The following is a 425-nucleotide window of genomic DNA, read 5'->3' on the forward strand; positions in this document are numbered from 1 at the left end:
AGCAGCCCCATCAGCAGGATCACCAGCAGGGTGGCCCCTCCCATCAGCTCATACTGGGACCAGATGGTGGCTTCTATGTCCTGCAGCAGGAGGCCGGACCCCAGGATCCAGCCCCAGGGCTGATAGCCGGCCACCAGGGTCATCTTCTGGGCCGTCTCCCCGGTGGGAGAGCGCCACTGGTATTCCAGCCGACCCTGCCGGCCGCCCTTGCCGAGATCCACCATGCGCAGCCAATGGGCTTCGGCGGCGACGCCGGGCTCGCCCATCGGCCGTCCGACCAGCTCGGGCTTGGCGGGATGCACCACCACGTGGCGGTTTTCGTCCAGCACGAACAGATAGTTGTCGCCATCGAAGCGCATGCTGTCGAGCATGGCCTTGGCCTGGGCCTGTGCTTCCGAGGCGGGGAGGGTGGCGGCCAGGGTCTG

The 425-nt window shown here is 67.5% G+C and carries 1 protein-coding gene; it reads right to left on the reverse strand.

Annotation, left to right across the window (positions count from 1 at the left end):
* On the reverse strand, positions 1-425 hold a 425-nt coding region (locus BN1119_RS11920), incomplete at both ends, for a cache domain-containing protein (protein WP_041998112.1).

Source organism: Aeromonas bivalvium (assembly GCF_000819765.1).
GTDB classification, from domain to species: Bacteria; Pseudomonadota; Gammaproteobacteria; order Enterobacterales; family Aeromonadaceae; genus Aeromonas; species Aeromonas bivalvium.